The 1399-nt window shown below is 61.6% G+C and carries 1 protein-coding gene; it reads left to right on the top strand.

Annotated features, from left to right (window positions below; genetic code table 11):
* Nucleotides 1–1399 (top strand): outer membrane beta-barrel protein (locus tag ABB22_RS17425; protein WP_161809382.1); only part of this gene is annotated, 1399 nt, incomplete at both ends.

Here is a 1399-nt window from a genome sequence, read left to right as displayed (position 1 = left end):
GCTGCCGTCGGCCAACCGCAACATCCAGGATTACATCCGCCTTGACCCGCGCATCTCGCAGGTCAGCAAGGCTGACGGCGCGATCTCGGCCGGTGGCCAGAACACCCGCTACAACGCCATCCGCATCGACGGCATCGGTGCCGGCGACCCGTTCGGCCTGGAATCCAACAACCTGCCGACCGAGCGTCAGCCGGTGTCGATGGACGCGATCCAGGAAATCAACATCGACCTGGCCAACTACGACACCACCATCTACGGTGGTACCGGCGCGGTGATCAACGCCGTGACCAAGTCGGGCACCAACGAGTTCCACGGCACGGTCTACGGTTCGTACCGCAACAAGGACGACATGGTCCGCCGTCGCCTTGATACGGACAAGGGTGACTTCAACGGCTTCAATGACGAGAAGACCTATGGCATGACCTTCGGCGGCCCGATCGTCAAGGACAAGCTGTTCTTCTTCGCCAACTACGAGAAGTACGAGCGCTCCGCCCCGGGCGTGGCGCTGGGCGAAACGCCGTACGGCAAGGGCAGCATCACCGACGCGGACATCAAGCGGGTCCAGGACTTCATGTCGGCCAAGGGCTACGATGTCGGCAGCCTGTCGGCTCCGGACAGCAAGACCGAGATCGAAGAGTACGCGGTCAAGCTCGACTGGAACATCAACGAAAATCACCGTGCCGCGCTGCGTTACAACAAGATGGAACAGAACGTCATGCGCTTCCCGGGCATGGCGTCGGGCACCGTCTCGCTGAGCAGCTACTGGTATGCGCAGCCGAAGACCTATGAAACCTGGATGGGCGAGCTGTTCTCCGACTGGAGCGACAACTTCTCCACCGAGTTCAAGGTCTCGTACAAGGACTACAACGCTACCCGCGTGCCGACCGTGAACCTGCCGCAGATCCGCATCAACGGCTTCGGTTCCAGCAACTCGGCGCTGCTGCTGGGCACCGAGCAGAACACCCACGTCAACATCGTCGAGTCGAAGGAGCTGAGCGCCTTCGGTTCCGCGAACTGGTACATCGGCGACCACACCGTCAAGTTCGGCTTCGACTACTCGAAGAACGAGCTGATGAACTTCTACGGCCGCAACCTCAACGGCGTTTACACCTTCAACAGCCTGGCCGACTTCCTGGCCGGCAAGGTGACCCAGTACCAGCTGCGTGCGCCGCGCCCGAACGGCGGCAGCCTCAGCGACATTCCGGCGAGCTTCACCCTGAAGAACACCGGCCTGTTCGTGCAGGACACCTGGGCGGTCAACTACAACCTGAACCTGATGTACGGCGTGCGCGTCGACGTGCCGGACTTCAGCAGCCAGAAGCTGTACAACCCGCGCATCGAGCAGCTGTATGGCTACAACAACACCGTGCTGCCTGACAGCAACCTGGTGCAGCCGCGC

It is taken from the genome of Stenotrophomonas nitritireducens (assembly GCF_001431425.1).
GTDB classification, from domain to species: Bacteria; Pseudomonadota; Gammaproteobacteria; order Xanthomonadales; family Xanthomonadaceae; genus Stenotrophomonas; species Stenotrophomonas nitritireducens.
This window is presented reverse-complemented; position numbering and strand designations above follow the sequence as displayed.